Annotated in this window: 12 protein-coding genes; 6 read left to right on the top strand and 6 right to left on the bottom strand. The window is 63.1% G+C overall.

The window, feature by feature from the left end:
- Positions 1–107 precede the first annotated feature (107 nt).
- The 6 genes from BW971_RS20940 to BW971_RS19070 all read right to left on the bottom strand — a co-directional run bounded on the left by BW971_RS20940 (position 108) and on the right by BW971_RS19070 (position 10,117).
- Positions 108–824 carry a DUF6308 family protein gene (locus BW971_RS20940; protein ID WP_200799475.1) on the bottom strand — a complete coding sequence of 239 codons (717 nt, stop codon included), beginning with the start codon at positions 822–824 and terminating at the stop codon, positions 108–110.
- Positions 824–3,562, bottom strand: a complete 2,739-nt coding sequence (locus tag BW971_RS19050; protein WP_076482666.1) for a helicase-related protein — start codon at positions 3,560–3,562, stop codon at positions 824–826. Before BW971_RS19050 ends, BW971_RS20940 begins: the two co-directional genes overlap by 1 nt.
- Positions 3,550–5,565: a phospholipase D-like domain-containing protein gene (locus tag BW971_RS19055; protein ID WP_076482667.1), complete on the bottom strand. Its 2,016-nt coding sequence runs from the start codon at positions 5,563–5,565 to the stop codon at positions 3,550–3,552. The genes BW971_RS19050 and BW971_RS19055 overlap by 13 nt, the downstream gene beginning before the upstream one ends.
- Positions 5,562–6,785, bottom strand: coding sequence for a hypothetical protein (locus tag BW971_RS19060; protein WP_076482668.1), 1,224 nt, complete (start codon positions 6,783–6,785; stop codon positions 5,562–5,564). Before BW971_RS19060 ends, BW971_RS19055 begins: the two co-directional genes overlap by 4 nt.
- Before the next feature lie 321 nt (positions 6,786–7,106).
- Positions 7,107–8,891: an RBBP9/YdeN family alpha/beta hydrolase gene (locus BW971_RS19065; protein WP_076482669.1), complete on the bottom strand. Its 1,785-nt coding sequence runs from the start codon at positions 8,889–8,891 to the stop codon at positions 7,107–7,109.
- Positions 8,892–9,031: 140 nt separating this feature from the next.
- Positions 9,032–10,117: a hypothetical protein gene (locus tag BW971_RS19070; protein WP_076482670.1), complete on the bottom strand. Its 1,086-nt coding sequence runs from the start codon at positions 10,115–10,117 to the stop codon at positions 9,032–9,034.
- A gap of 471 nt (positions 10,118–10,588) precedes the next feature.
- Between BW971_RS19070 and BW971_RS19075 the strand changes: the two genes are divergently transcribed.
- The 6 genes from BW971_RS19075 (at position 10,589) to BW971_RS19095 (ending at position 24,784) form a co-directional block, all read left to right on the top strand.
- Positions 10,589–13,375, top strand: coding sequence for a PD-(D/E)XK nuclease family protein (locus BW971_RS19075; RefSeq protein ID WP_083710402.1), 2,787 nt, complete (start codon positions 10,589–10,591; stop codon positions 13,373–13,375).
- A gap of 2 nt (positions 13,376–13,377) precedes the next feature.
- Positions 13,378–16,596, top strand: a complete 3,219-nt coding sequence (locus BW971_RS19080; protein ID WP_076482726.1) for a UvrD-helicase domain-containing protein — start codon at positions 13,378–13,380, stop codon at positions 16,594–16,596.
- A gap of 173 nt (positions 16,597–16,769) precedes the next feature.
- Positions 16,770–17,636 carry a hypothetical protein gene (locus tag BW971_RS21355; RefSeq protein WP_143690472.1) on the top strand — a complete coding sequence of 289 codons (867 nt, stop codon included), beginning with the start codon at positions 16,770–16,772 and terminating at the stop codon, positions 17,634–17,636.
- Between the two features lie 126 nt (positions 17,637–17,762).
- A complete protein-coding gene (locus BW971_RS19085) occupies positions 17,763–18,125 on the top strand; it encodes a hypothetical protein (protein ID WP_083710404.1) in 363 nt (120 codons plus the stop codon).
- Positions 18,125–18,721 carry a hypothetical protein gene (locus tag BW971_RS19090; protein ID WP_076482671.1) on the top strand — a complete coding sequence of 199 codons (597 nt, stop codon included), beginning with the start codon at positions 18,125–18,127 and terminating at the stop codon, positions 18,719–18,721. The genes BW971_RS19085 and BW971_RS19090 overlap by 1 nt, the downstream gene beginning before the upstream one ends.
- Positions 18,722–18,724: 3 nt before the next feature.
- Positions 18,725–24,784: a putative T7SS-secreted protein gene (locus BW971_RS19095; protein ID WP_076482672.1), complete on the top strand. Its 6,060-nt coding sequence runs from the start codon at positions 18,725–18,727 to the stop codon at positions 24,782–24,784.
- Positions 24,785–24,798: the final 14 nt, after the last annotated feature.

Consider the following 24,798-nt stretch of genomic DNA (forward strand, 5'->3'; position numbering starts at 1 on the left):
TCGGTACAGCAAGGCGGCTCCAGGAAGGCACAAGTGTCTTCCCGCACGGGTTGGAGCCTTGTCGTATAGACGCGTCTGTCGGGCCGTAGCGGATTACGGCGGCTAGTCTAGCGGGATCGGGCTCCTTGATCATCATGTGTGGTCTGAGCTGGAGTCCTAGGGACACGCGGACGCTGTTGGTCACTTCCATACATCCATACGACTACGTCGAATACGCGGATGATGCTGATGTCGTCGCCGACACCAGCCGCGCCGCGCATCTGTTGCAGGCGGCGATAAAGAGCGCGATCATCGGCGTTGAGGATGCGGCGCATTTCTCGGTAGAAGTCAAGCCGTCTGTTGTTGTGATTCAGCTCGGTAGAAACCACGCTATCGATCACGGGCAGGAGGTGCGGTCTCTTGCGGGCAAGAAGTTTGCTGGTGGTGGTCGGGCCAACCTTGCAGCCGCGTCGCACTCTTTGCCACAGCTCATTTGCGTCGACGAGATGCTCATCGGTCGCGCTGACTAGTTCGACGTTGGTGGGCAGCTTTTCGAGGAGAAGGCTGATTTTCTGTGGGTGCTCGGTCGGATGATCACCAAGCAGTCGCAGGGCCGCCGATCCGGGGACCTTCACACTCAGTAAGGTCACCGACACCAGATCAGAGGGCACGATCTGATTCTTGATCTCCGGGAGATCGCCACCCCTGGCGAAACGCTCGAAGCGGGACCCGGTGTATGCAGGATCACCGTTGGACACGGTTCCAAAATATCTCTGCAGCAGGTCAACCGCCGCGGGTTCGTGACCGGGCAGCAAGGGCTCCGGAAGCGTCCACGACGCAGCCATCAGTGACCCTCACCTCGTTCGGCCGACTCTGTCACGTCGTGGACAGCGAGATCCATCGTGAGCCTGGCCGCGAGAGTCGCGGGTAACGGCAAGTGATCTGTTGGTTCACCACTGGTTCGTGTATCGCCCATGACAACGCCGAACCAGCGCTCGCGCTCCTTGACCACTCGAAACATCTTCTCGTCATGCGTGCCGCCGAGGTATGGCTCGTAGACGACCACCGGTTGCTTCTCCAACAAGGCTGCTGACCCAATGCGATCGAGCCGCCCGGTGCGTTGCTCCAATGTGGCCGGGTTCCAGTCGAGATCATGATGGATCACGTGGCGACAAGCAGTGTGGAGGTCAACCCCCTCGGCCATGACGGAACTCGCAACGAGCACGTCCGGGAAAAAGGGGGAATTGAAAGCTGCCATCAACCGCTGCCGAGTTTCCGGTTTGACCTCGCCGTTCGCGAGCCGCACATTTGGGGCAATGGTCTGATTCTGCGGTGAGTGCTCGGCAGGGTCGATGTCGTCCACGGTGATGTCGCCGGTTTTCATAGACTGCAGGACACCGAGGATCCGCGTGCGGTCCTCGACCTCACGCTTGGACAGGAACTGCGCGAACGCCTGCACCCGTTCGCGAAGCGTCACGCCTTCGGGGTTGGCATGCTCCATCGCTTGGAGGAGATCATCGACGGTCGTGTTCTGTCGTGGCTTCACGAATCGAACCAAGAACGAGTCTGTACGAAGAAATCGAATGGCGATGTCCACCAGCTGGTCTTGCTCTTCCGCTTCAAGAGCAGTTGTCCACGAACGGATGTGGGATCGTACTGTACTGAAACTTGCAGAATCGCTGCGCAACAAACGATCGCTGAGGCGATGGAGCTCGCTGTCGATCTCATCGTCAGTGGCGTTGGGCAGATTCAGTGACTCTCGGGCAAGATCGCGCGTGCGACCCTCGATAGCTCGGGAAATATGAAGTCGCAGAGCCCTACCAGTCTCACGGTAGAAGCAGAAGATGAGGACCTTGCTCCCCCTGCTCCACAACTCGAGCGCCGCTGCCACCGTCGCCGCGATCTTGGGGTGCTTGGCCATCAGCTGCGGTTGATCAGGAAGGCACTCGTCGATCTGACCGAGGTACCACGCCAACTGTGGATGCGTGGTGCTGACCGTCGTGTCTTCATCTGAGTCGTCCACTGCAGCCGAGCCTGATGTCCTGGTACGCCGGTACGCCTCAAACGATGAGGTTATTCCGTAAGCGAACAGAGATCTGGTCGACTCGTTGCTGTTTCGTGTCAACCGTGCCACCGCGTCGGCGCGACCGCTGAGCAAGAAGGGGAGGGCGTACGTGCCGTCAATCTGAAGGCCGCGGTCGGGAAGACCTCCGCCGAGTACGGACGCTCCGGGTCGATACTTTCGGCGTTCAATGGTATTCGGCTTCACGTGCCTGATGACCCAGGGGCGGAGTGACTGCTGGGCGGACATTGCGGCCGCCTGTGCGTCGTTGGCAGCTATCACAGCGGCCTGCGCAGTCGGCGACAGTGTCAACGGTTCGATATCGGCAACATTGCCGTCGGTCGCCAGCGCAGCGTCGGCAATGGGGTCCAACGCCGACCATCGCTTCTGAAAATTCTGAACGCGGAGCTGGGCCGCGTCCAAGGCCGTCCTGAGACTCTCTTGCGTCTCAGCGAACACGGCGCGCTGTTCTTGCGTTTCCCAGCGGATTCCGTCGAAACGGCCTAACACGTTGAGCAACTCATGGTGTCCGAGCTGAAACGGTGTCGCTGTCAAGAACAACATTCGTCCGAACATGCCACCCAGGGCACCGCGGCCGACGTGGTTGACCTCCGCATCCACCGTCTCGTTGGAGAACAGGCTCGCCGTCTTGTTGTTGTTCTTGACGTGGTGTGCCTCGTCCAAGATCAGCAGGGGGAGCGACTCATCGAGCCGCGTCAAGCTTGCCGACCACACATCCTTCATCGCAGCGGTGAGCGCCGCCTTGGCGGCCTTCAAACGTTCGTTGAAGTACTTGGAACGATTGATGGGAAGTTCAAGCAGTGCTTCCTGTAACCCGCTGATGAGTCGCCTGTCGATGGCTTTGAGTAGTGCGGCAGGGACCGGGTCGTCATCGATCTTCTTGGACGACTCATGGTTGTTCCAGATCTGCATCCATCTCGACTCTTGGGCGCTCAGGAGCTTCTCGACGAGTTCAGAATCGGCGAACCGGGGGTCGCCGACCAAGAACGAAGCCTCTTCGATGATTCGCTTCTTGTGCCTCTGCAGCTCAGCGCGTTTGCCCAGTGCGCGGTGCAGCAGGCTGAGGCGAACAAATGGGTCGGTGACGGTCCGATTGAGTGCACCATGGGTCAAGAAGATGATGTGCTTCCGCCGACCAGGCGGATCATCGAGGAGTTTGAGGAACTCAGTACCTCGGCGAATGGCGCCAGACACTCGGATGTCGGATGAATCGTCGAGGCAGTTCCGCGCAAAAACGTTCCACTCTCTGGGCCACTTGTCCACCACGGAGGGCGGAACCATCACTACGACTGGACGTTCGTGGTCGGTCGAGCGGACGACCGACGCCGCGACAGCGAGTGCCACGAACGTCTTCCCCATCCCGACCTCGTCGGCGAGAACAAGGCCGGCTTGTGAATTCAGTCTGTGGAGGATTTCCTTTGCTGTCAGCAACTGTCGTTCTGCGTCTGCTGTCGGAATGTTGTCGTTGGATAGGTCGATATCGGGACTCAGAGTCCACATGTTTGCCTCGCATGCTCAAACGCTCGACCAATGTAGGCGCGGACGCTCGGGTCTGACGGTTCGACGGCCTCGTCGTGACTGAGGGCCTCAAGGTCTGTGACGGCACGGTCTGTGGCCATACGGACACCTACGACATCGCAGGCGACAGCAGTGGAGTGCCAGTCAATTCCCGCGACGGTCAGTGCGATCTCCGCTATGAGGAAGCTGGTTTCCGAATCGAAGGTTCGTTCGCCAACCCGTGCCTCGTCAACCATGCGCTGTGCTATCGACACCGGGCCGAAGAAGCCTTGAAGGCGGTTCTCAAGGATCTCAAGTGACTTCGTGGGTCGCTGTAAGCGCCCCTTGAGTCCCAACAGTGACTCGGAATGGCGTCGCATGCGATGCATCAGCAGGCTTGTCGAGTCGAATGAACGCAGGGGGTCGAGAATGTTGTCGTCCTGAACAGCCGCCTGTCGTTCGAGCTGTCGGCAGGCGTCTTCCACGTTGGCGGGGAAGGGTTGAGTTGACTTCAGGGCGAGAAGTAGGTGTTCGGCGGTCAACGACGAGAGCTCATCCGGTGCCGGTAGATGCGCCGTGTCGTCAATCGTGGCCACCCAGGTACCGCTCATCTCCTGGCTACCGTTGTCCGACCACGTCACGTCGAACACCGTTGGAATCGCCTTTCGGTCGATTGGCAACACCAGGTGTGCATCTTTGTGCTCTCGCCACTGGTCGCTGGTGAGGAGCACGGCCCCCTGCGGTTCTCGAACGGCCCACGTCGATGTACTCTCGCGGTCAGTGGCAAAAGAGAGGCGAACACTTGCTGAGCTCTTCTCCACAAAGATTGTGCACCAGGAAAAGAACAAGGGAAGTGCCGGTAGCATCTGCTCTTCGTCGTTCTCATCGCTCACTGGCTCGGTTGTGAGGTCAACGTTCTTATCGGCTCGCACCAACGCGCGGAGAGCTTTGCCGACCTGCGATGATCGTGGGGCTCCGATCCACACGTTGAGCTCGCGGTGGCCCTGGTTGTCGGATAACCCCAGCCCGGCGATGGTTGCGTTGGATGAGCCAATGAGTGCGCTGGTCCACTCGTCGTTCTCCAAGAGAATGGCTTTCGCATGCAAGGCCCGTCGTTCGCTGTCCGTGCGTTCGAGTGCGCGCACATGGTCAACACGGTCGGCGAGCGCCGTCGGCGCCTGCCAAGCCCCCTCGTGGTTCTCGCCGATGACGGCAGTGAGCGAGCGCTGTGCTGCCGGGATACCGGTGAGGCAGGAGCGAACCTTATCGGTAACGTTGGGTGAGTGGTTGTCCCAGAAGGGTGAGAGAATACTTGCAGTGAGTGGCCGTTTCCTGCTTCCCCACGAGCCGTCGAACGCGTCGAGTGGGCAGACTCCCGGCGAGGACGGCGAGACGGTCACGCGCATCGTATGCGATCCCGACTGCAGGGCGTGCTCATTGATCCGTTCACGCAAGGTTCTCAGGGTGCCGTACGCGCGGTCGCGGGCCTTCCCAGAGTCAATTGGCAACAGATCGAGGTAACTGGACAATTCATCGGAAATCGCCAGCAGCGGTTCGCTGCTGAGTTCACATCCATCGCGGATGTCGAAGGCCACGGCTGATTCGATCTGTGTCCGGTAGCCGGCCGGCGTGAGATTGGCCGAACCTATGACTATGCGGCAGTGGTACTCCCAGATGAGGACGGCAGCTTTCGCATGCAGCAGCCCAGTGGAAACCGGTATCGGCAGAATGTCCCAGCGGAGGTTGCGCTTGTCGGCAGCGGTGCCTCGATCGATCAGCACAGAGATAGCAGCAACCTCGGCCAACCGTTGCTCCTCTTCGACCACTGCACTGATCGATGACGCCTTGTCTCCTTCGCCGGTTACAGCTGTGAGCGCAAGGAACCGGCTCAAGCAGTCGTCGGTGAAAAATTGTGGATCGAATGTGAAAGTGGTGGCCAAGCAAGCGACAGCCGTACCGGCGTCGTCCGGTGCCGACCAATTGTCGAGCAGCTTGCGAGTGGTCATGGCTCAAGCCCCCAAAGGAAGCTCGCGAGAGCGAAGATGCGGACGGGATGGATATAGGAACCGTCATACGCAGGAAGGGCGCGCTCCTTATATCCGGGACGAATCGTCACGCCGCCCTTGTACGGCTCGAACCAGGGGCGCTTCCCGAGGGGTGGTTTTGCCGTCTGGATGGCCTGATGATGTTGCAGAAGCACTACGACGAGGTCGCGCGGCGCCATCGCTGTAGCAAAGGGTGCGAATCGTCCCTCGAGTTCGGGCACTCCGATTCCGAGCTCGGTCAACCGCCTGAGCGCGTCTCGGTGAGAACTGGGCAATTCTAGGGCCGCCCGGACGAGATTTGGCTGATTGCTGACGCCGTCCGGGGTGATGACGCTCGGTGACATGCTGCCTGACACATGGCACAGCGTGCGAAACGATACATCGAGGATTCGAGCGAATTGTTCGTACGCGTCGATAGCTTGCAGGATGTGGCGCAGGTCAGGCGATGCCTGCGGCAGAAGCCACTCGACAAAGTCTTTCTCGGAGAGGGCCGAGTCAGCCCGGTCCGCCATCAGATGGGCGAGCTCGGAGCGTAGAGGATAAGCGGCGTGTAACGCCGTCCTGAGGACGGCTCTCTCGTTCGGTCCAGCCAGGTCGGGATGGAGGGTTCCAGCGATGCATCTTGCCACTTCGCCAGTCGGTGGGAGTTCGCTGTGCTTGTTGCTCAGAGACTTTCGTAGAGCATTGGTGAGCCGTTCTCGTACTTTCTGCCCGTACGTGCCTGTTTGGCGGCTGACAAATCCCTCCAAGTCGTTGTCGGTCTCCCAGGCCACGAGCAGCTCGTCGCGGAGCGGTCCCGCGTCGAAACGGGTGTCGATGATGCCGAACTCAGTCGCCAGCGGCTTGTACACACCATGGAATCCGAAGACCTTTGGACCTTTGAGGTACGAGTTCGCTGACAGCCGCTCTCCCCTGCCGCGGGTCACTCTTGCCTTCTGGAGTCCTGGCACGCCTCGAAGCGGGTGGTCGGCAGCAGCTTGGTTGGCGAATGCCTCGAGTGTCATCCACTCGAACGCGATCTGAGGCGTCGTGCGACCATCGGCGGACAGGTCAGGGTCAACGTCTTCGCAGATGGCACTGGCGACTGCGATTGCGGTCAATAGGCGGAACTGAGACATGCGCGCTCGAAATCCAGGGACCAGCAGGTCGGCCAGACGCTCCGACACAGGGCCGACGCCCATGGGGTCGAGACTGCCCTCACCTGCGACGGGCGGATCGAACTCAGACAAATGTGGAAGCGTTAGCCCTGCCAATGTCACAGTCCATGCCTCTCTGTTGAAGGACGTGGTAATCCACTTGTAGCAGATCAAAAATAAGCTTCTGCGGAGTTTGGTGGAGACTTTTCTTTCAATGCAGGTCAACTAACACGAAGACCGCGCCACTGATCGTCGCTTCCTTGATGCGATGTCGAGTGTAGAAACTCGAAGACATATTGCAAATTTAGCTACTTTGTCGTTTTACGAGTTGCAAAGTTGTCACAGTTCAACATGAAAGGCATCTGGTCAAGAATTTGTCCTCTTGTCCTGTTCGCTAATCTGTTCGACATGAGCCTGAAGGCGCTCCGCCAGCGCCAGATCGTCTCTAAGGCTAGAGATACTCGCCGACTTCTTGTCGGAAAGTGCTTCGGTCTTGCTTAGTTGCGAGGCAAGGTCGTTGACGAACGCCGCAAGGACCTCGGGCAACTGCTCATCGTGTTCCTCACCGAGGGCGTTCTGGGCGTGTGCAACCGCTGACCTCAAGTAGAGTTCTGTCGTTTGCATTTTCTGGTTCGGACTGGACATTCCCGCAGCAGACGCGGTTATAGCGGCTCCAGAACCGGCTAGTCCACCAAAAGCCGCTAGCCCTCCGACCATCCCGCCGGGCCCGAAAGCTGCGAGACCTCCGGTCATCGCTGCCGCGCCACCCAAGCCCATCGGCGCAGCTGCCGCAAGGCCAACGGGTCCTGCAGCGATGAGCGCGATCCCTGCAGCACCAAGTGCGTACTTACCCCATTTGTGGTTGGTCTCGGTACGTACAGCCTCCTTGAATGAAGCTATTGCATTGGCGATCGTCGCACCGTCGTCTGGGCTGAGGTTGAGAGCGGAGGCAATCTTGGGTAGCGCCTGCAGTTGCTCGTCGAGCGTGTCAATTTCGAACGGAGCTATCAGGTTTGACAGCGCAATGATCGTAAGCTCGGCGGTTGCGGCTCGGCGATCCCATAACTTGGGCATTGGGGTCAGGTTGCCCTCGGCCAGTTGATGCAACTCCCGTGGAAGGGGGTTGCCGGCCTTGTCCTCAGCGAAAATTGAGTCAACGAAGTCGTTCCGGAGCGACTCGATCACCTGCTCAAACCGCACTTTCTTGTTCCCATCGAGGAGGTCGGCGACGGCGTACCGGTAGTGCAAGGCAAGCAACATACGCGCGACATCCTCGGTCATCGCGCTCCGTACGCGCGAAGTCTTGCGCGGCGGATCATTGGTGGCGAATAGCGACGCCGCGATGGCCTGCGCTACGGCGGGATGCTGGAAGTACCGAGCGGCGTCGTGACCAAGCCCGCCGGACGATGCTTCGTCGTCGCTGGGAAACCTGATTCGAACGTCCTGAACCTGAGACAGTTCAGTCGCAAGCCCTCGATTCGAGGTGACCGGGTCTCCGAGGCTATAGAAGTTGAGCCACGATCCGATGCGTGGGTACGGAAAGTGCGCAGCAAGTGTTTCTCGAGACTTGGCGAATAGCGTCTTGTCGGCGGGGCTGCCTATAGTGACGACCCGTCGGATCTTCAGCTCAGGTGGCAGTAGGGGTATGAGGTCCATAAGGATCACACTCCCTAGGCTGTGTCCAACCAGGACCACCTCTCCACTGTTCGGTACCTGGTCGATGATCGTGTTCAGAACAGCAGCCTTGACACCCTGCTGAGTGCAGTATCTGTTCAGCTGGCCGACTAAACGACGTGCTCCAGCAGTTGGTCCGTTGCGAGCTGCGAAGTTGACAAGCTGATGCCCGATGCCAACGTCGAGGAGACTGATGCCGGGGACCCAGGTGTCAGGTTCGGATATAACGGATCGTGCGGCGTCGATCTGACGACACTGATACTCCGCCGTTGCCGCGACGTCGTGTGCCGTTTTTCTTTTCGGCTTCGGCAGGTCAGCATCCTGACTGGTTGCCAGTGCGCCTGCGTACCTCGGTGAGACCACAGCGCGGCGTTCCAGCTGTTCCCACCCGTGCTTAGCGAACTGTTCATTCAGCGCAGCGAACCACTTGTCGTCAATCCCGCCTTCGCCGAGTCCGTGAAGAAACATCAGCTGCATGTAACTGGTCCGCTCTCTTCGTTGTCGAAGGCACTCTCGGCTGAAGAAATAGCATCCTCCGATGCGATTACAATCTTTTCACGAAATGAAACGTTCGCGATGATTTTCGTCACAAGGGAGGCGCAGCGTGCGAGCATCACCTAGGGGCGTGCAAGCCTTTGCAACTCTGCTACCTGCAACTCAATAGTTCCTAGGTAGCCTTCTGCGAGTATCGCGGACTCCCGTGCTGACATTCTCATGCGTTCCGCACGCATTCGGTCGTCGACCGTGACGGCATCGGTCTCGTGCCCCTCGACACCGTTTATTCGGTGGAGCTGTTGCTGCTTGCGTACCCCGATTTCGACCTGCGCGACGCCTTGCTCATACGTCGCAAACGCCATCAACCTTTCCATGTGCACGTCGAGCTGTTGGTTTAGCAGTTGCGCCCTCGAGCAGTACGCTTCGGCGACCTCAAGATCGTCGCGTAGTTCACCGTCCGGTGGTGGTCCGAGAACGGCGATGCGGTGTGCGATATCGGCAGCACGTCGCGAGATCGACGTAACTTCATCATCCAGGTCCACGCGCACGCCGTAGGTGTCGAAGAAATCAGTGCTCCAGCAGTTGTACGACGACGTTCGCGACGCGAGTCGTGCCGCGGCGTAGGCCAATGCGCCCGTGCGATCGGTGCGCATGACGTCGACGGCCGCCCGCTCCTCGCTGGTCATCAACAGTCGCCGCGCGTGACTCTCTACCTCCGGGGTTGAGGGTTCCGGTTCGGAGCGGAACCATTCGAGCGGTTTAAGCGCTGGCGAGTACCGCTCGATGAACGTCGCATCTCGCACCGGGCGCTCGCTGAATTCACGCCCATTCCACGCGTCGAGGGCGCGGAACATGAACTGATCGCCGTCAACGTCGGTGCTCGTTTGACCAAGTGCATCACCGACCTCCACCAGTATATCGTCGCAGGCCTGCTGACGTGCTCGACGGCTGCGTTGCAGGTCGGCTGCCAGTGCGCCGAGAGGGTCCGTGCGGCGGAACTCCTGTTCGGCGCGCTCCGCACTGAGGCGTTGCCGCTCGGACTGGCGCGCGATCAATCTTGCCCGGAACGGGCGCAGCCAATCCACCGTCCGCAGACGGCGCGCAAGCTGGGATTGGTACATGCTCGCACCGATCACCATCAGACATAGAACGAGGGCTAACAGCAGGACAAATACGACCAGGATGAGTATCCCAAGGAACTTGTACACGGCGTTGCTCCGACCAGCAGAATTGGTTGCACAGCATTCTTGCACGACGCTCTGACAATTATTGTGTATCCTCGAGTCAGCGTCGAGACGAGGCATGGCAGAGCGTCGCTACGCCTCATCGAGCTATTCATATCCGAACAAGTGCCGAGGCGGCGGCGAATCCGCGTTGTATGAAGAGCTGGAGCACCCACGGTTGCGGTTGGATGAGCTTAGACCCGATGTGCCGTGCTTACGGCGTTCCGCGCATCCACGTGAACACACCTCTCTTTAATCTCACGATCGCCATGACTCCGAACGCAAGTACGCAAATGTGGTTCCCCTGGAAGGTTCGGAACCGGTGGAGTGAGACAGGAAAATCGCATTACAGCGACCACATTTGGTCACCGGTGGTGATCACTCCAGGTGGGAGCGGCAAGCATTGATGCGACGATGCCCGAGAATTCTGTCTGAGTGTCCTGATACGACTGTCTCGTGAGCAACGAGCCCCTCAGCCAGCTGATGCAGACGGTGGCGGGCTGTCGCAGCTCATGGGCTGTCCCTTTGACGGTAGTGGTCCCCAACTCGTCGTCGCGCGCCGACGTGATCCGTGCCCTGAGTCTTGGCGGCGGAGTGGCCAATCTGCGGGTGGAGACACTGGGCAGCCTCGTTGAGCGAATCGCGGGCGCCAAGCTATCCCCCAGGGTTCGACTGAGCCGCGCCACAATCGCCGCAACGGTCGATTCCGCCCTCGCTACCGACCCTGGACTCTTCGCCGAGGTAGCCGAGCAGCTCATCACCGCCGAAGCCCTGGCCGCCGCCTGCTGGGAGATCGCCCATCTAAACACAAATACTATGACGGCACCCACCACGTTGGCCGGAGAAGTGCTGCGCATCTTCGACGCTGCGGTTGCGTCTTTGACGGCTGAATACTACGTGCCATCCGAGGCGTACCGGGCCGCGATAGATAACCTCGAGCAACTCGGCGAGGTGATTGTCTACGGCCCGACTCCGAGCACGCCACGTGATGCGCTGCTTGTGCACGCGTTGGCCGCGCGTGGTTCGGTCATTGAGGCGTCCTCGCCCGAGTTCGGCACGCAAGTCATCCACGCCTCCGACGCAGACGACGAGGTGCGGGCGGTGGCGCGGCTGGTGCGGCAGCACTTAGCCGACGGAACGCCCGCTCATCGCATCGCGATCCACTACGGCTCGGCAGAGCCGTATCTGCGTCTGCTGCATGAGCACCTCGCGGCCGCTGGTGTCGTCATCAATGGGCCGGATGCGGAGGGGCTCGCCGATCGGCCAGTCGCGCGGGCTCTTCGTACCCTGCTCCGCTTCGATCCCGATGACATCCCGCGCCGGGAACTCCTTGACGTACTGTCCGAGCGCACGCTGACCCAGCCGCCGCTGGCGGACGGCATGATGGGTCAACCGCTCGTCGAACGGCTGACGCGCAAGAAGGTTCCGATCGTTCGCGGCGACGATTGGGAGCGCCTCGCGCCCGGACGGGTGGAGGGCAGTCACGCGAGCGCCGCAGAAGCTCTCCACGCATGGGTCACCGACCTTCGGCATCACCTCGCGGAGATCCACCAGGCTGCCAGTTGGACCGAGGCGTCCACAGCGCTCTCCGGTCTGATCGACGCGATGTTTCGACCGCCGACCGACGAGCTCGCCGTGCGGGATCTAGAGGCCATCCGATCCCTCATCGCCGACCTCACCCAGATCGAGGGCATCGCCCCGGCACCCACCGCCGGGCGAATCGCTGATGCGGTGGACACCCGCGTCCGGTCGCACATCGGTCGCGTGGGCACCCGCGGTGTCGGCGTCAGCATCGGGCCGCTCAGCGACGGCGTCGGACGCGACCTTGCCGTCAGCATCATCGTCGGGGCCGCCGAGGGAATCATTCCCACACGCCGTACCCCGAACCCGCTGCTCCCGCCCGAGGTCACCGGCATCACGCCCGCCGACGACATCGCATACCAGCGCGCCGTATTTGAACGCACTCTTGCTGCCGGCGAACACCACCGCGTCATCACCTTCCCCCGCGGCAGCCTCCGCGGAGGCGCCGAGAAGGTCCCGTCACGCTGGCTGCTCCCCACGCTGGAACACCTCGCCGGCCACCCCGTCGGCATCACGAGCTGGGGCGACGACACCCGCGGCGTCGACGCCATCGTCACCGTCGAATCGTTCGATTCCGCCGTGCAGTCCATCGACCCGCGTCTTGGATGCAGCGCGGCATCGGCCACCGAATGGCGCCAGCGCGCACTCGCCGTCGTGCCGGCACACGAGCGCCGCGGCGTCATCGACGACCCGACCGTCACCCTCGGCATGACCATGCGTAGCGACCGTCTTCACGGCCGGTTCACCCGCTTCAACGGGAACGTTTCCGCCGTCGCCGATCTCATCCGAGTCCTCGACGAGCCCATCGCCGCAACCACGCTGCAAGACTGGGTGGCCAGCCCGTACCGACTGTTCCTCACCAAGGTCCTTTGTGTGGACGTTCTTGCCGACCCCGACGCCGACCCACAGATCGACGCACTCACCAGCGGCAACCTGATCCACCGGACTCTGGAGAAGTACATCCAGGAACGGATCGACGGCGACGAACCCTCGTTGGAGCGGCTGTTGACGCTGGCCGACGCGGAACTTGCTCGCGAGCGCGATGATTCACCCGGATGGCTAGCCCAGCTGTGGGACCGCGACCGGGCGCGCATCCGCGCCGACATCGAAGACTTCTACGACCACGACCTCGCTGACCACAACACCGGCTGGGGACCCCACTCCGTAGAGCGCAAATTCGACGCACTCGAACTCCTCCTACCCGGCGCGCCGATCACTCTACGAGGATCCGTCGACCGCATCGACCTCCGTGACGGAGCAGTCCGCGTCACCGACTACAAGAGCGGCTCACCCACTCCCTACAGTGGGATCACCGCCGGCACACCCACCGACGAGGGAACCAAGTTCCAGCTCCCGATCTACGCTCACGCCGCCCGTGACCTGGGTGCGCCCGTCGACACCCGCTACTGGTTCATCACCCGCAAGGGCGGTTTCGAAGAAGTCGGGTACCGGATCGACGACGCGGTGCAGGACATCCTCGTCGAGGACCTGCGCCTGGTGTGCGACGCGATCCGCGCCGGTTACTTCCCGCCGAAACCCGTCGACAGTCACTGGGGTGACGACCTGCTCGAACTGATCGGGATCGCCGGCCTCCGCCGCAGCTGGACCAACCTGGATGACGTCGACGAGATCGCCGAGTACACGGCGAAGTACGGGAAGTGACGATGACTGAGCAGGCACTCGTCGATGCCGCGGCCCGTACGCGTATCACCACCGACACCCGCAGCACGCTGTTCGTCGAAGCCGGCGCCGGCAGTGGTAAGACCCACGCGATGGTGTCGCGCATCTGTCAGCTCGTGATCGGGGATGGCGTCGACCTGGACCGCATCGCTGCGATCACCTTCACCGAGAAGGCCGCCGCCGAACTGCGCGAACGCATTCGTGTCGAGCTGGCGCAGCACAGTGGGGACCGGGCCGAACGTGCGCTGCTCGCCGTCGACACGGCCGCGCTCGGGACACTGCACGCGTTCGCGGCTCGGATCATCAGCGAGCACCCGCTGGAGGCGCACGTCCCGCCGAGGATCTCGGTCGTCGATGCGCTCGGCTCGCAGCTCGGCTTTGAGCACCGCTGGCAGCGGATCCGCGCGCAGTTGTTCGGCGACCGTGACCTCTGCCCGCCGGACCTTGTCGCCGCCACCAGCATCATCCTCGCCGCGGGAGCGTCCATCGACCAGGTGCGCACCTACGCCGACTCGCTCGACCGCAGCTGGGACCGCCTTGCCGTGGCTGAGCCCACACCGGCGCTCGCTGAGGCCGACATCAGTGAGATCGAGTCAGTCGTCGACGATCTGGCCGACTGCCTCGGCGGCTGCTTGGACCCCGAAGACGGTCTTGCCGTGCGTATCTCCGAGGTGATCGCCTGGCGTGACGACCTGTGTGCAGGGATCGACACCGATCGCTGGGTGCCCCTCGCGCTCGCCGCGCCAGGTGCGCCGAACAAGGGCAAGGGCGCGTGCTGGACCGGCGGTGCAGCGCGCGTCCGAGAGATCAAGGAACAGCTCCGCGAGCTCAAGGCCCTCGGGCCGGAGGTCGCCGGCCGGTACATCGGCAGCGCCGTCGACGTGCTGACGCATCACCTGTCGCGCATCATCCTCGACGAGGCCGACGCGCGACGGCGTACGGGTGAGTTGGAATTCCATGATCTGTTGGTGCTGGCCCGCAACGTGACTCGCGATCCGGCGGTGCAGAAGGCGGTACACGCTCGGTACGAGCGGATCATGCTCGACGAGTTCCAGGACACCGATCCACTCCAGCTCGAGCTGGTGAGCAACATCGTCGCCGGGGCCGACGCCGAGGGTCGGCTGTTCACCGTCGGCGATCCGAAGCAGTCCATCTACCGTTTCCGTCGCGCCGACATCGCCGCCTACATGACCGCGCGAGAGGCGACACCAGCCGACGACATTGTCAGCCTCACGACCAACTTTCGGTCGACGGTGCCCGTCATCTCCTGGGTGAATCACGTGTTCGGTGCGCTGATCGCCGCTGAGCCGCGGATTCAGCCGGAGTATCAGCCGCTCGATGCCGCGCCGGGTCGGCCGGAGTGGGATACTGCCGGCGGGCCCGGCGCGTTCGTCTTTGCCGAGACGACCGATGCCACCGAGGACGAAGCGGACCTCAGCGGCAGCGAGCTCGCGCGGACGCGGGAGGCCCGCGACGTCGCGCAGATCATCTACGCCGCGGTGAACGACGGGTGGCGCAAAGAGGTGCGCGCCGGCGACGGCTATGAGCACAAGCCGATCGCGCTGCGCGACATCTGTATTCTCATCCCTTCGCGCACGGTGCTGCCATATCTCGAGCGGTCGCTCGACGACGCGGGTATCGAGTTCCGATCCGAGGCATCGTCTCTTGTGTACTCGACGCAGGAGGTCCACGACCTACTGCTGACCGCGCGAGCGCTGGCGAACACGGCCGACGAGGCTGCGCTGGTCGGTGCACTGCGCACACCACTGTTCGGATGCGGCGACGACGATCTGCTGCGCTGGAAGGCTGCGGGTGGACGGTGGAACTGGTACGGGGATCCGCAGCCCGGGCTGGAGGAGTCGCCTGTTGCCTCCGGCCTGCGCTACCTGCGTGAGGTGTGGTTCGAGCTGGGCCAGCTGACGCCGGGACAGCTGCTGAGCAAGCTCGCCGTCGACCGGCGGGTGTTCGAGGTGTCGATGGATTCGCCGCGGCACCGGGACGTGTGGCGGCGGCTGCGTTTCGTCATCGACCAGGCTCACGCCTGGTACGAAGAGGACCGCGGATCGCTGCGCGAATACCTCGACTGGGCGGCGACGCAGCAGGAGGAGACCGCCCGCGTCGCCGAGGCGGTGCTGCCGGAGATCGGGGTGAATGCGGTTCGCATCATGACGATTCACGCCGCGAAGGGTCTGCAGTTCCCGATGGTGGTGCTCGCCGGGATGAGCGGGGGAGTGCGGCGTCAGGCCGAACCGCTGATCGTCGACGACGACGGAACCATGCACTCCTACATCTCGAAGGGCGCGAAGAGCGTCGACTACGAGACCGCGAGTGCGCGCGAGAAGCAACATGCGATGGCCGAGAGGATCCGGTTGTTGTACGTCGCGTGCACGCGGGCCGAGTCACAACTCGCGGTGTCGGGTTATGGCGGCACTCGCGACGCGTGGAGCGCGGTGCTGCAGCCCGGACTCGACGCTGTGGTCGATCCGGTGGCGCCCGAGCTGCGCGACATCGAGCGGTTCGAGGAGCCGGTGGTGGAACCGTCGACCGTCGGCGAGACGTGGGATGAGTGGCTCGCGACGACCGCGCTGGTGAAGGAGAACTCGTCGAAGGTGTCGCTGATGTCGGTGACGTCGATCGTGCACGGGGAGTCGCCCGTGCACGCTGCGGTGAAGGGCGGGTACGGGGCGCCGGCCCGTCCTGACGACGAGATACTCCCGTCCTCGACCGGAGCTGTCGACCACGGCAAAGAAGTCGGGACCGCGCTGCACACCGTCCTCGACACGATCGGGCTCGTGGAGCCGGATGACCCGTCGGTGGCGGAGGGCGCCGAGGCCATCGGCCTGAGCGCGGGCATCACCGACATCGAGTCGTTCACCGCGATGGTGCGATCGACGTTGGCGTGCGACGTCGTCCGTCGCGCCGCGGCCTCCGAGTACTGGACGGAAATGCCGCTCTATGGGATGGCCCCCGACGGCGAGACAGCGATCGAGGGCATCGCCGACCTTGTCTACCGCGACGGCAGCGACCTGGTCATCGCCGACTACAAGACCGACCTGGGCGTCTCCGCAGCAACCGTCGATGCGTACTTCACCCAACTCGGCATCTACGCGTCGCTGCTGTCGAAGGCGACGGAGGTGCGGGTGGTTAGGGTCGAGTTGATCTTCTGTCGACGACAAAGTGCGGATGTGGTTGTGCGGCGATGAGTTGAGAGTGCGGTGAAGACCACGCAATCTGAATTTACACAGCGGCCTGAGTCATCTTTATCGAAGCCTCGGTCGCAAAGTGCGATGTCAGACCCCACGAACATACTGCTCTTGGTCTGGTTGACCCTCGGCCAGGCAGCATTGCGATGATCCAGTCTATTACAGGAGTGAGTATGCCCGTGTTGTTAACGATAGCTCCGCCACGTCGCTACTACTGGTGGTATCGAGTAGGCGCATACTTTCTCGCTCTTCCTGTGGCCTGTCTCGTTTTTATGTTTGGCTGGTGCTTCCTGGAGATGACGGGTCTGCTGGGACCAACTTCTGGAGTTGGACTCGTCGGAAACGCCCTATGGCTAGAGATGCGACTGTGGGTAATCGGGGCCGCGATCCTGTCGTGTTCTGGTTACTACTCCCTTATGGTGCACTCAATTGAATCCTTTCATAGGCCTGCAAGTATGATTAGATCTACAATACGGCTCGCCCCGCTACGCTTTGCCCTCGCTTTGATCGCCACGCTCGTCGTCATAAGACCCATTACTCTATTGAATAATGGTTACGTTGTTCTCGCCTGCCTCGCGTTTGGCTCAGCGGGCAGCGTGTGGTTCTGGCTACGGTTCCACAATGAATTAAGAGCTTCGTTCGCGGATAAAGTCGGAGTCACACGCTATCCGGATCCAACCACAACAGTTCCCGCGGACACCTGCGAGAAATGGCGGCGACACCAACAGAAGTATGGTAACGAATGGGACCTGCCGCAATGCATAAATGACCGCCAGACACTTACGCTGTACGCACGTGCAGCACACCACGTTGCGATGGTGCGGAAATTTTCCGGGATTGCGGCACAGATATTTTTTGGCGCTGTATTCGCATGGTGCTTTAATTCTTTTATGCATGCAAGCGCCGACGACGTTAAGTTCAAAATTATTCCAGTAACGATTGTTCTAGGCGTATTGATCGCAGCACATGAGTATCAGGGCTCGTGGAAGAAGTACTCACGTCTAGAGAAGAAGTATCGCAAACGTATTGATAAGCTGTAGGGCTTGCTTGAGGCTATCGCGCAGACGTACCCGACTTACTTCCTGTCCCCCAACCAACCGACACCCGCCCTGGCGCGAGCCGATGGCGATCGACATCATCGAACGGGAGACGAACGATGACGAGGGGTGAGCCAAGTGGACTTCACGCAGGAGCGCGCAGCGTTCTTCGCCGGCTACGGTCAGCCCGAGGAGCTACTTGAGGCTCTCCGCGACCAGACCCTGTACGTCCCGCTCGACGTCAACGACGAGTTCTTCACCCTCGTGGTCGACGACGTCCCGTGGAGCGTCGCATTCACCACCTGGAAGCGGGCCCAGGACTTCGCGCATGCCGCGGGTCGCGACCTGGCATCTGTCAAGGCTTACGAAGTGACCGGGGGTGTGTTCGTTGCTAGCGTGGTCACCCAGGGTCCGGTCCCTACGGGGCTGGTCGTGGACGCACACCAAGCAGACGTGATGGTGTTTCCACCCGACGTACTGAAGGGGATGTGATGGACGTCGATGTACAGCCCGCCGTCCTCAAACAGGCGGCTGACGGCATCAACGGGGTCATCGGCGGCTTGTCGGGGGCGCCGGTCATCGGCTCCTACACCGGTCAGACGGGCCGCGGCTTCAGTGAGCTCCAGCTCACCGGCGAGCAGATGAGCCGTCCGAACGCCAAGGCGGCGATGGACGACTTCTGTCAGCGGTGGGAATGGGGTATGCGTGCCCTGGTCAGGGCGGCCAACGACATCGGCCACGCCCTGCACCTCGGTGCCGGCATGTACGAGACCCAGGACAAATACGCCAGCGACACCTTCAAGGACTTCGCGAACGACCTGGTCGGCGACCCAAGCCTGCAGAAGGAAAGCGTCACGGACGACGCAGGCAACATCATCACCAGGGGCACCGACGACATGTCCGCAGGCCAGCTGCTGAACCACAACGTCGACAAACTGACTCATCCCGACATCTCGCCGGAGTCGGTCCTCGCTGTCCGGGGCGACATCGAGAACAGCCTGACCTCCATGGGTGACTCGCTGCAGAAGGGGTACGAGACGAGCCTCGGTGGCCAGGCGATCAACACTGTCGCCGCCGCGTCGAAGTAGTCCGTGGGCCTCTTCGACAACATCGTCGACGCCGGGGAGGACCTTGTCCACTCCGGCGAGAAGGTGCTCGGAAAGGCCGTTGACGGCGCGACCGATCTCGTCGGTGATGGTCTCCGGGACGTAGGTCTCGACGGGGCCGCGAACGCCGTCGAAGACTTCGGCGATTACGTGGCCGACCAACTCGGGGCCACTCCCGACGAGAAGTCGCTCGACGAGACCGACGACCCCAAGGAACTCGTCCACGGCGACCCCGGTGCGCTCCACGACCGGGCGTCGTCGTTGACCTCGATGTCGGGATCGCTGGAACAGGGTGGTTCGGGTCTCCGTGGCATCTCGGTGGGGAACTGGTCGGGCGACGGCGCCGAGGCCTACCACCAGAAGACGGCGACCGAATTCCCCAAGTGGTTCACCGCTGCCGACGCCTGTGACGCAGCCTCCGGCGCCCTGACCGCACTTGCCGGTGCGGTGGAGGCCGCCCAGAAGCAGGCCGCCGAGGCCGTGCGTCTGTGGAAAGAGGCCCAGCGCCAACACGATGCGTGGGCGGCCGACGTCACCACCCGGACCAACTCGTACAACACCGCGGCCCGCGCATATAACGCCCGCGTCACCGACGTCCGGCCGACCGCGCCGATCTTCGGACCCGACCCCGGTCCCGCGTTGAAACAGCAGGCAAACGACGTCCTCAAGCGTGCGCGTGATCAGCGGAACGCCGCGGCCGACGACGCAGCGGGTGCGCTGCGCGGCGCTGCCGGACAGGCGCCACCGATGCCCGCCGCCGGTGAACGTCTGACCGACTCACTCGGGGATCTCTACACGGCCGGCAACATCGCATCGGGTCACTTCTCGGCCGGCGCGCTGGGCGTGGTCACCGACACCGTCAAGATGGTGCGCACCCTGAGTCCGCAGGATCCTTACAACGTCAGCCATCCCGCTGAATACGCCAGGAACTCCACCGCTCTCGCGGCCGGTCTGGTCAAGGTCGCGTCGGATCCCAAAGAACTGGGAAAGGCGTTCATCGGCACCGGTTGGAGTAAGGATCCCGCCCAAGCCATGGGTGCGCTGACCGCCAACGTCGCCTCACTTGCCGCCCCCGGACCCAAAGGTGCCGGCGCGCTGTCGGGTGCGGCGCGCGCCGCCTCCGGCGCCGGTCGTGAAGCGACCTCGATGGCCGGAAACGCGGCTCGCGAGGGGGCGACCGCAGGAGTCCGTGACGCGGCATCGGCAGCCGGCCACGGATTGTCGGACGCGCGCCCTACGGCGCCACACATCGGCGAAACCCCATTGGGGCAGGGACATGTCGCCACGGCGTCACACGAGACCCCACGCACCGAGACTCCGGTGAGTGAGGTGCACGACGGTCCACCGCCGTCACAGGCCGGCCACCCGGGACAGCCCGAGCCGCAACGCGTCGATGCGACCCCGCACGACTCCGGCCCACCGGGCCGCGACCCCTCCGGTTCGCCCGACGGACCGGCGACAACCGACCACGGTCCATCCGACCGGACTCCGCCGACCGACACCACTCCGCCCGCGCGTGATGGTTCGCCCCACCATGATCCGAGCGACCCGCCTGGTGCTCACGACGCTCCTGAGTCCAAGTCACCCGTCGGTGACCCGTCACCGACACCTCATCACGACGTCCCACCGGAACGCGAGACCCCGAACCCTGTTCGGGACGACGGACCGGATCCCGAACCTCACGACAGCTCCCGCGCGCCGGAGGACGGTGGCGCGCCGCCGCACGGACCCGATGGTCCCGGTGGGCCGCATGACCGGCCATCGCATACCGAGCCGCACGATCCACGCGCACCCGGTGATGTGACGAAACCGGACGCTCCCGACCGAACGCCCACACCCGACCGTGATGTCGACACCGCTCCGGCGCGGGACACACCCACCCCGCAACCATCGCACGCGCCAGAACCGCCACGCACGCCGGTCTCACCGACGGAGGCACCACCCCTCGCCGCGGCCACGCCCCATACCGGAACACCGGTGGGACCACCGCACACCGCGCCGGCCAACTCGTCGCCCGCGGCCGACGCCAGGGCGCCCGAGACGCGCGGACCGGTCCAGGCTTCGCGTGCGGACGCGGCACCCTCGAATCCTGCCAGTGCGCCACGAGCCGCCGACTCCGGTTTGCCCGAATACAGTTCCGGGGCACGGCCGGATGCGGTGTCCAGCACCCCGGGCTCTGGCGCTGCAGGTCGTGTCGCCGATGCTGCGGTGTCGGCGACACCTCGCATGGACCAACCGGCCGCCGGCATAGTCGGCAAGGCACCCGAACCGGTCGTCGCCGCACCGACGCGAGCAGCCGACACGGGCGGTGCCATTCCGCGCGACGCCACCACAGGCGGCACGCCGCACGGCGCCGGCGGTGGTGAGCACCCAGTCTACGAACCGACTGATCCGCACGTACCCGATGACCCTATCGATCACGAGCGCCCGCACGCGTCCACCGACCGCGAGTTGTGTACGGCCAGGGGCGAACCGGTCGACGTGGCGACCGGCGAATACTTCCTGCCCGCAATCGATGTCGACCTACCCGGCATTCTGCCGCTGCTGCTGGTGCGGACCCACCGCTCGCAGTTCCGGGGCGGGCAGTGGTTCGGACCGTCGTGGTCAAGCACGCTGGACGCGAGGGCTGTTGCCGACGACGACGGCGTCACCACGGTCGATCCCGACGGAGTGGTCCTGCGGTTCCCACCCGTCACCGAGGGTGAGACCGCGGTTCCGGAACGCGGGAGCCTGTGGCGCCTTGCACGCACACCCGTGGGCGGCTACGTCCTCACCGACCGTACCGGCGACCGTCACTACTGGTTCGACCCCAAACCCCAGCTCGGTGGCGCCGACATCGACGCCGGTGCCTTCACGGTCTCCGCCATCACCGATCGCAACCGCAACCGAATACTTTTCGGCTATAGCGACAAGGGTGTGCCGATCAGCGTCGAGCACTCGGGCGGTTACCGCATCTCCATCGACACCGTCGACGGTCGCGTCACTCGGTATCGCGCGATCACCGTTGACGCAATGGGTGTCACGTCGACCACCTTGCGCGAATTCGGTTACACGGAGGGTGATCTGACCTGGATCACCGACGCCGCCGGTGCGACCACGTCGTTCGGTTATGACGATCATCGCATGGTCCGGTGGACCGACTCCATCGGCCAGACGTATGAGAACACCTACGATGACGCCGGTCGCGTGATCTATCAGACCGGCACCGACGGGGTGTGGGCCGGGCGGTTCGACTATCGCGACCTGCCGGACGGGACCGGCACCGTCACCGCGTTCACCGACGCGGTGGGCGCCACCACCTACTACGCCATCGACGTGGACGGCCGACCGCAACGCGTCATCGACCCGGTCGGACGGGAGACCGTGACCCGCTGGGACCTGCGGCGCAACCCCATCAGCAGCACAGATCCGTCTGGCGCCACAACATCATTCGACTACGACGGCCGCGGTGACCTCGTGAGCGTGACCGGTCCCACGGGAGGCTCCACGTCGATGGCGTACGCGGCCCAGGGTCTGCCGTCGCGCATCACCCACCCGGACGGCACCACCGAGACCATCCGATATGACGAACGCGGCAACGCCGTGTCGGTTACCGATGCCGCGGGCAGCACCAGCAGCGTCGAACGAGCGCCTACGGGTGCTCCGGCTGCGCAATTGGATACCGACGGGCGTCGCGTCACCATGGATTCGAACGCCGCCGGTTTGCCGACACGGGTCGAGGACGCGATCGGATACGCCACGCAGATTGAGTACGACCCGCTCGGCCGGCCCGTGCGCGTGATCGCCGCGGACGGCGGGATCACGCAGCGCCGGTACGACCCCGAAGGTCGGCTGCTCGCGGAGGTCGCGCCCGACGGCGCCGAACAGCGCTGGACCTACGACGGTGAGGGTAATCGGCTGTCGCACGTCGACGCGGTGGGATCCGAAACACGTTGGTACTACGGCTTCTACGACCTGCCGGTGACGCGTATCGACGCCGACGGTGCGATAACCGTGTTCGAGTACGACAGCGCTCGACGGTTGATCGGTGTGGTGAATCCGCTGGGTCAGCGGTGGGGCTACGAGTACAACCCTGATGGACGGGTCGTCCGCGAGGTCGACTTCTCCGGTGCAGCAACGATGTTCGGGTACGACGAGGTCGGACGGTTGGCATGGAAGATCAACGGTGCAGACCAACGGATCGACTACACCTACGACGTCTCGGGCTGTCTGGTGGGGGAGCGCTCGGACGAGGAGATGGTCACCTACGAGCGTGACCCTCTCGGTCGGATGGTCGCCGCGCAGAACAGCTTCGGACAGACTGAATTCGAGTACGACGCGGTCGGTCGGCTGGTGTCGGAGTCGTGGGATGGCGCCGCGGTCCGTTCGGTGTGGAGTGCGAGCGGCACCCTGCTGAGTAGATACACACCCGCAGGCGCGTCGACGGGCTACACCTACGACATTCGCGGTGCGGTGGCTGGGATCGACGTCGACGGACGGTCGATCGATCTCTCGGTGGATGCGCTCGGCCGTGAGACTCGACGTGGCTTCGGCACGGTGGCCATCGACTCATCCTGGGACGCCTCCGGTCGGTTGGCTCGTCGATCCGTGGTGGGTGGTGTGAAGGATCCGCGGCGGCTCGATCTCGGGATGGGTGTTCAGCAGACCGAACGTCTGTCCGCGTCGAGTGCGTTTGCGTACCGGCCCGACGGTGCACTACAGGCGGTGACCGGTGAGGGCCCGGCACGCGAAGGACTGGGGAAGACCGCACGGTTTGACCTGGATGCGCTGGGACGGGTCACGTCGGTGTCCGACGTCGACGGGGCTGCCCGGGAGTCGTTCGACTACGACAGCGGGAACAACATCGTCGCCGAGTCGGTGGCGGGGGAGCGACGCGGGTGGACCTATCGCGATGGTCGTCTCGCCGATGACGGCAGGTGTTCGTACTCGTACGACGGGGCCGGTCGTGTGGTGCAGGTGGTGCGGCGACGGCTGAGTCGTAAGCCCGATGTGTGGGAGTACGGCTGGGACGCGTGGGATCGTTTGCGGTGGTTGGTGGATCCGGCGGGACGTCGTTGGGGGTACGAGTACGACCCGCTGGGGCGTCGGGTTGCGAAGGTCGCGGATGACGGCTCGAGGGTGGTGTTCCGGTGGTCGGGGACGCAACTGGTCGAGCAGGTAGATGAGGCGACGGGCGCCGTGTTGTCATGGGTGTACACCCCGGGCGGCCTCGTCCCGGTGGGACAACTGGCGGGCAGTGTTGGCGATACGGCGGCCGGTGGCCTACTGAATCTGACCGATGAGGACGACCCGGTCAATGCGCGGCCGCAGGACGAGATCGACCGACAGTTCTTCGCGATCGTCGCCGACCAGATCGGTATGCCTGTCGGTCTCCTGGACCCCGACTCGGGTGCACTGGTCGGCCGCGCCACGACGACGCTGTGGGGTCAGTCATCGTGGTCGGGCGAGTCGACCCCGCTGCGATTTCCTGGCCAGTACGCCGATGAGGAGTCGGGCCTCTTCTACAACCTGATGCGCTACTACAGCCCTGACACCGGTCGCTACCTGACACCGGACCCGCTCGGCCTCGCACCCGCCCCCAATCCGTATGCGTACCCGATGAATCCGACGGTGGTGGCGGATCCGCTGGGGTTGATGCCCGTGGATTGCGATAGCTTCCCGGGGGGATCGCTGCAGGCGCATGAAGATGCGGGTGGCCACGCCATCGAGAGGCATGTTGGTAAGAGTGACGAGTACCTGAGAAGTCGATTCGTTGGAGCGAGACCGTCAATGCAGGCGGCATCTACCTTCTTTGATCTGCCGACGGCGGAGGCGGCGGTGAAGTCTTTGCTACGTTCACACAGTACGGATATTGAGACTTGGCTTGACAGTGGAAAGCCTCAGCTACGTCTCGAGGGTGATGTGGGAGATATTGTTGGCAGAACCCTATTCCGTAACTCGGGCAATACGATAAATGTATCACAAATACGCGTTATTCTCCGACCTGGGGGAATAGAAGATCTCGGCTACTACGTGGCTACCGCATTCCCTGCAATTCCGAGATAAAGCGGTGTATATCT

This window comes from Williamsia sterculiae (assembly GCF_900156495.1).
Classification (GTDB): domain Bacteria; phylum Actinomycetota; class Actinomycetes; order Mycobacteriales; family Mycobacteriaceae; genus Williamsia_B; species Williamsia_B sterculiae.

Bases quoted from the DNA above. Each gene is read 5' to 3' on its own strand.
- BW971_RS19060 (WP_076482668.1), bottom strand. From the start codon at position 6,785: ATGGGCGTCGGCCCTGTGTCGGAGCGTCTGGCCGACCTGCTGGTCCCT.
- BW971_RS19090 (WP_076482671.1), top strand. From the start codon at position 18,125: ATGGACGTCGATGTACAGCCCGCCGTCCTCAAACAGGCGGCTGACGGC.
- BW971_RS21355 (WP_143690472.1), top strand. From the start codon at position 16,770: ATGCCCGTGTTGTTAACGATAGCTCCGCCACGTCGCTACTACTGGTGG.
- BW971_RS19080 (WP_076482726.1), top strand. From the start codon at position 13,378: ATGACTGAGCAGGCACTCGTCGATGCCGCGGCCCGTACGCGTATCACC.
- BW971_RS19055 (WP_076482667.1), bottom strand. From the start codon at position 5,565: ATGACCACTCGCAAGCTGCTCGACAATTGGTCGGCACCGGACGACGCC.
- BW971_RS20940 (WP_200799475.1), bottom strand. From the start codon at position 824: ATGGCTGCGTCGTGGACGCTTCCGGAGCCCTTGCTGCCCGGTCACGAA.
- BW971_RS19050 (WP_076482666.1), bottom strand. From the start codon at position 3,562: ATGTGGACTCTGAGTCCCGATATCGACCTATCCAACGACAACATTCCG.
- BW971_RS19065 (WP_076482669.1), bottom strand. From the start codon at position 8,891: ATGCAGCTGATGTTTCTTCACGGACTCGGCGAAGGCGGGATTGACGAC.